This is a genomic window from Roseococcus sp. SDR (assembly GCF_019083995.1).
Taxonomy (GTDB): domain Bacteria; phylum Pseudomonadota; class Alphaproteobacteria; order Acetobacterales; family Acetobacteraceae; genus Roseococcus.
In genome coordinates this window covers 1-5,233 of the sequence record NZ_JAHRCU010000049.1, presented here as the reverse complement: position 1 = coordinate 5,233, position 5,233 = coordinate 1, and the positions used below count along the sequence as shown (strand labels likewise).

Below are 5,233 nucleotides of genomic sequence, written 5' to 3'. Positions count from 1 at the left end.
GGGCGACAATGTCTCGATGGATGTCGAGCTGATCGCGCCGATCGCGATGGATGAGGGCCTGCGCTTCGCGATCCGCGAAGGTGGCCGCACCGTCGGCGCCGGCGTCGTCGCCAGCATCGCGAAGTAACTGCGTTGACGCAGGCTTCGGCCTGCGGCAATCAGGGTTCGGGCCGGGGTGGCGCTGACGCGTTCCCCCGTCCCTGCAGGGGCGTAGCTCAATTGGCTAGAGTGCCGGTCTCCAAAACCGGAGGTTGTGGGTTCGAGACCCTCCGCCCCTGCCACTTTTCTCTTCGATCAGGCCGCCCCCATCTGGTCCCTTTGGGCGGGCGCCGGGTGGCCTCCCCTGAACCTTGGATGTGGCGGCACGTTGCAAGACGGCCGCCGACATGCTTTCAGGGGGCACGCCGAGCGGCGCAAAGCAGGAAACCGGAATTTTGGCCAAGATCGATCCCGTTCAGTTCTCCCGGGAAGTGCGTCAGGAAGTCGCGAAGGTCACCTGGCCGTCGCGGCGCGAGACGCTGATCACGACCGGCCTCGTCCTGGCCCTGTCCTCGCTCGCGGCGCTGTTCTTCCTGGTGGTGGACCAGATCATCCAGTTCGCGATGAGCTGGATCTTCGGGTTCTAAGCCCTTCTGACGTGACCGCGCCCCCGGGCGCCGGATTGTGAAGCGAGGTTCTGGCCGATGGCCGATAAGCGTTGGTATGTCGTGCATGTCTATTCGGGCTTCGAGAAGAAGATCGCCGAGCAGATTCGCGCGCAGGCCGCCCAATCGGGTCTCGCCGACCGGATCGAGGACATCCTGGTTCCCACCGAGCAGGTGGTGGAGGTGCGCCGTGGCCAGAAGGTGGACACGGAGCGCAAGTTCTTCCCCGGCTATGTGCTGGTGAAGATGGAAATGACCGACGACACCTGGCACCTGGTGCGCGACACGCCGAAGGTCACGGGCTTCCTCGGCGCGCGCAACAAGCCGCAGCCCATCACCGAGGCCGAGGCGATGCGCATCGTCAACGCCATGGTCGAGGGTGCGGAGAAGCCGCGCCGCCCCGCCGTGCTCTTCGAGGTGGGCGAGCAGGTGCGCGTCTCTGACGGCCCCTTCACCAGCTTCAACGGCACGGTGGAAGAGGTGGACGAGGAGAAGGGCCGCCTGAAGGTCAGCGTCTCGATCTTCGGCCGCTCGACGCCGGTCGAGCTCGAATACGGGCAGGTCGAGAAGCTCTGAACCGCGGGGGCCCAGGGCCCGCTTTTTCCGCCCGGTGCGTGCTCGGCCAGGCCGGGACTCGCGCCGGGCTTTTCATCATCCGGGTTCCCGAAGGCGGGCGGCTCGCCCGGCGGGGCCGGGCTGTCGTGCTTGGCGGTGAGCTGCAGGCCGCTCACCGCTTCCGCGCCTGGCTCCAACCGATATAGAGCCCGGCCCCCACGATGATGGCGGCCCCCACCCAGGTCATCGCGTCCGGGAATTCGCTGAACAGCAGCCAGCCGACCGCGACCGAGCCCAGCAGCTGGAAATACTGGAAGGGCGAGAGGACGTTCGCCGGCGCATAGCCGAAGGCGCGGGCCACGCAGTAATGGCCGAGCGCGCCCAGCATCGCGACGCCGCAGAACAGGCCGACATCGAGGAGCGAGGCGGGCGCGATCCAGACGAAGGGCAGCACCAGGAACATGCCGAAGCCGCCGACGAAGGCGGAGTAGAGGGCCGAGGTCTCGGGCGGATCAATGCCCGCGATGCGGCGCGTGAGGATCTGGTAGAGGCCATAGGCCGTGGCGCTGATCAGCACGAAGATCGAGGCCCAGTGGAACAGCGCGGTGCCGGGGCGGATCACCACCAGCACGCCGAGGAAGCCGATGAGCAGCGCGATGACGCGGCCGCGCGTGGTGCGCTCGCCCAGCATGGGCCAGGCCAGCAGCGCGACGATGAGTGGGGCGGCCAAGCTGATGGCAGCCGCCTTGGCCAGCGGGATGAAGCTGATCGCGTAGAAGAAGTTCAGGTTGGACGTGAACAGCATGGCCGAGCGGAAGAGCTGCAGCCCGGGCCGACGTGTCCGGAAGAGCGACAGCCCCATCCGTGGCATGAAGAGCGCCGAGAGAAACAGGATGTGCCCGAAGGCGCGCGCCCAGCTGATCTGCAGCGAGGAATAATCCTGCCCGAGCAGCTTCGCGAAGCCGCCCATCACCGGGAAGAGCAGGCCCGCCGTCAGCATGAAGAGGATGCCGAGCAGGATTCGCGTGGGCGCGGTGGAGGACACCGCCGCACGATGCGGCGCGCGGCGCCCCGCGTCCAGACCACGCGGCCGGGGGCGTCAAGCCGGCATTAACCGCGCCCGGTGTTTCCTGCCTGCGTCATGTCACGCAGGAATCCGCCATGCGTCGCCGCGCGCTGATCGGCTCGCCACTCCTTCTCTGTGCGCCGGCCGTGCGGGCCCGTGGTGTCATCGAACTGGTGACGGCGGAACAGCGCCCCTATGCCATGGCCGATGGGCCGGAGCCCGGCTTCGTGCTCACCCTCTCGGCCGAGCTCTTCCGGCTGGTCGGGCTGCAGGTGGTCTTTCGCTTCCTGCCCTGGGCGGAGGCGGAGGCGCGTGCGGCATCGGTGCCGGGCACGGCCATCGCGCCGCTGGCCCGGACCCCGGCGCGGGAGGGGCGCTTCCTCTGGGGCGTGGTGCTGTTCGACGATCCCTGCGGTTTCGCCACCTTGCAGTTCCCGCCACCCGAGACGCTGGAGGCGGCGCGCGCCCTGCCACGCATCGCGGTGATCGAGGGCTCGCCGCAGGAAGCCTTCCTGCGGCGGGAGGGCTTCGGGAACCTTGTCCCCATGCCCGGAAGGGCGGAGGCGCTGGCCGCGCTGCGCACGCGTGACGTTCCAGCCTGGTTCGGCGGCTTGGCGCCGCTTCGGGCGGATCTCGGTCGGCAGGCCCGGCTTGGCCGGCCGGTCCTGGCCGAGCCCGCATGGCTTGCCCTGCATCCGCATACGCCGGATGTGCCGCTGGCGGCGCTGCGCGAGGCCCATCTCGCCCTGGAGGCGGATGGGAGCCTGGCGCAGGTGCTGCGCCCGATCCTGGGAGACGCATGATGCCCCGAATCGGAGGGCGGAGCGCGCTCGACGCGCGCGTGGCCCTGGCGGGCGCCATCTGCCTGGTGGCGGGGGAGCTGGTCGGCTCCTACCTCGTCACGCAGGGCGTGCTGCAGCGAGAGGTGCTCCGCGCCCGGGACGCCGCGACCGCGCAGACCGAGCTGCTGACGGCGATGGCCGCTCCCGCGCTGCGCTTCAACCGCGGCGGCACGCTGGATGCGGCGCTGCTGCCCATCGCCGCGCGCAACCCGGCGCTGATGGCCGCGCGGTTTGAGCGCAGCGACGGCTTCGTCGTGCATGACTGGGCGCGCACGGACTTCCCGGCCCGGCCCGAGTGGTGGCGGGACGAAACCGTGCCGGGCGAGCCTGGGATCGCCGTCATATCCCGCACCGCCATCGGCGCCGATGGCGCGCTGGTCGGACGCGTCAGCATCGCCTGGGATCAGCGCCCGGTCTTTGACGAGGCGGCGACGCAGTTCCGGACGGTGGGGCTGATCTCGGTCTCGGTCAGCCTCGCGCTGGGCGGCTTGGGGCTGCAATTGCTGCGCCGCCGGCTTCGCCGCTTCCGCCTGGCCGAGGAGGCGACGCGCAACCTCGCCATGCGCGACCCGCTGACCGGCATCCGCAATCGCCGCGGCCTCGCTGAGGCATTGGAGAGCGCCGAGTTCGTCGAGGCCTTCGCCTGCGGGGCGCCCATCATGTTGGCGCTGGCCGACCTCGATGGCTTCAAGCCGGTGAACGACACCTATGGGCACGCCGCCGGTGATGAGTTGCTGAAGCAGATCGCCCACCGGCTGGATTGCGAGGTGGCGCGCCAGGGCATCGTGGCGCGGCTCGGCGGGGATGAATTCGCGCTGATGCTCCTGCTCGACCCGGTCGACCCGGAAGGCGCGGCGGAAGATGCGGCGCGGCGGCTGATGGGGGTGGTGCGCGTGCCCTTCACCCTGCATCCGGATGGCACGGGGATGGGCGGGGGCACGGTGCAGGTGCGCGTCGGCCTCAGCCTCGGCGTGGCGCTGGCACCCGGGGATGCGACCGATGCGGAGGAACTGATGCGCCGCGCCGATTCCGCGCTCTACCGCGCCAAGGCGGAGGGTCGCGGCCGCTTCCGGCGCTTCACGCCCGAGATGGACCCGCGCCTGGGCAAGCGGCGCGGTGCCATGCGCCTGGAGGCGGAGCTGCGCGAGGCGCTCGCCCAGGATGTGCTGACCTGCCATTTTCAGCCGATCCGCCAGCTCGCCTCCGGCGCGCTGCTGGGCTTCGAGGCGCTGGCGCGCTGGCCGCACGCCATGCGGGGCTTCGTCTCGCCCACCGAGTTCATTCCGATCGCCGAGGCGGCGGGCCTGATCGTGCCGCTGACGCACCACCTGCTGCGCCTCGCCTGCCGCGAGGCGGCGGGCTGGCCGGAGCCCGTGACGCTCTCCTTCAACCTCTCGCCGCTGCACCTGACCGAGGCCGATCTGCCCCGCCAGGTGGCACAGATCCTGGAGGAGACGGGGCTCGCGCCCGGGCGCCTTCAGCTGGAGCTGACCGAGGGCGCGCTGCTGGGCGACCTGCGCCAGGGGCACGCCATGCTGAGCGAGCTGAAGGCGATGGGCGTGCGCCTCGCCCTCGATGATTTCGGCACCGGGCATTCGGGGCTGCGGGAGCTGCAGGCGCTGCCCTTCGACGTCATCAAGGTGGATAACGGCTTCGTCCGGGCCATGGCCTCCGATGCGGGGGCGCGCAAGATCGTGGCGGCGGTGATCGGGCTGGGCGAGAGCCTGGGCCTGCCGGTGGTGGCCGAGGGGATCGAGGAGCAGCTCGACGTGGAATTCCTGGTCCGGCTGGGCTGTGACATGGGGCAGGGCTGGCTCCTTGGGCGGCCCTTGCCGGCCGAGCAGGCCCGCCTGCTGATGCCGCCACCGGCGCGGACGGGCGGGCGGCTGGACGCGGCCTAGAGCATGCTGCGTTCGCTTGCGCTCACTTCGCAGGCTCTAGGCTGTTGTTTTCAGAGCATCTTCACGCGTTCAGATGTTTCCATCTGAACGCGATCTGCCCTAGGCTCCAGACTCATTCATGTCCATCCGAGGAGGATGGCGGCGATGGCGACGGCTGATGCGAAGTTGGCGGCGAGCTTGTCGTATCGGGTGTGGATGCGGCGCCAGTCCTTCAGCCGTCCGATG

General features: G+C 70.0%; 5 protein-coding genes, 1 tRNA gene and 2 pseudogenes. 6 read left to right on the top strand and 2 right to left on the bottom strand.

The window, feature by feature from the left end; genetic code table 11:
* The 4 genes and pseudogenes from tuf to nusG all read left to right on the top strand — a co-directional run.
* Nucleotides 1-127, top strand: a pseudogene (gene tuf / locus KTR66_RS24540) (elongation factor Tu); the annotation flags it as partial.
* A 77-nt stretch (nucleotides 128-204) separates the two neighbouring features.
* Nucleotides 205-281: transfer RNA gene (locus KTR66_RS24535), tRNA-Trp, on the top strand.
* A gap of 153 nt (nucleotides 282-434) precedes the next feature.
* The gene (gene secE, locus KTR66_RS24530) at nucleotides 435-626 is read left to right on the top strand and encodes a preprotein translocase subunit SecE (RefSeq protein ID WP_213617386.1); all 192 of its coding nucleotides are present in this window, start codon (nucleotides 435-437) and stop codon (nucleotides 624-626) included.
* Nucleotides 627-683: 57 nt separating this feature from the next.
* A complete protein-coding gene (nusG, locus tag KTR66_RS24525; protein WP_213617385.1) occupies nucleotides 684-1,220 on the top strand; it encodes a transcription termination/antitermination protein NusG in 537 nt (178 codons plus the stop codon).
* A 151-nt stretch (nucleotides 1,221-1,371) separates the two neighbouring features.
* Here the strand turns inward: nusG and KTR66_RS24520 are convergent, their stop codons facing one another.
* The gene (locus tag KTR66_RS24520; protein WP_213617384.1) at nucleotides 1,372-2,244 is read right to left on the bottom strand and encodes a DMT family transporter; all 873 of its coding nucleotides are present in this window, start codon (nucleotides 2,242-2,244) and stop codon (nucleotides 1,372-1,374) included.
* 116 nt (nucleotides 2,245-2,360) lie between these two features.
* Between KTR66_RS24520 and KTR66_RS24515 the strand changes: the two genes are divergently transcribed.
* Both KTR66_RS24515 and KTR66_RS24510 read left to right on the top strand, forming a co-directional pair.
* Nucleotides 2,361-3,068 carry an ABC transporter substrate-binding protein gene (locus KTR66_RS24515; RefSeq protein ID WP_213617383.1) on the top strand — a complete coding sequence of 236 codons (708 nt, stop codon included), beginning with the start codon at nucleotides 2,361-2,363 and terminating at the stop codon, nucleotides 3,066-3,068.
* On the top strand, nucleotides 3,068-5,008 hold the full coding sequence (locus KTR66_RS24510) for a bifunctional diguanylate cyclase/phosphodiesterase (RefSeq protein WP_213617382.1): 1,941 nt from the start codon (nucleotides 3,068-3,070) through the stop codon (nucleotides 5,006-5,008). The genes KTR66_RS24515 and KTR66_RS24510 overlap by 1 nt, the downstream gene beginning before the upstream one ends.
* Before the next feature lie 116 nt (nucleotides 5,009-5,124).
* On the opposite strand, the pseudogene KTR66_RS24505 reads toward KTR66_RS24510, so the two are convergent.
* A pseudogene (locus KTR66_RS24505) lies at nucleotides 5,125-5,233 on the bottom strand (IS5/IS1182 family transposase); the annotation flags it as partial.

Excerpts from the sequence above, each read along its gene's own strand:
- nusG (WP_213617385.1), top strand. The coding sequence starts at position 684 with ATGGCCGATAAGCGTTGGTATGTCGTGCATGTCTATTCGGGCTTCGAG.
- KTR66_RS24515 (WP_213617383.1), top strand. The coding sequence starts at position 2,361 with ATGCGTCGCCGCGCGCTGATCGGCTCGCCACTCCTTCTCTGTGCGCCG.
- KTR66_RS24510 (WP_213617382.1), top strand. The coding sequence starts at position 3,068 with ATGCCCCGAATCGGAGGGCGGAGCGCGCTCGACGCGCGCGTGGCCCTG.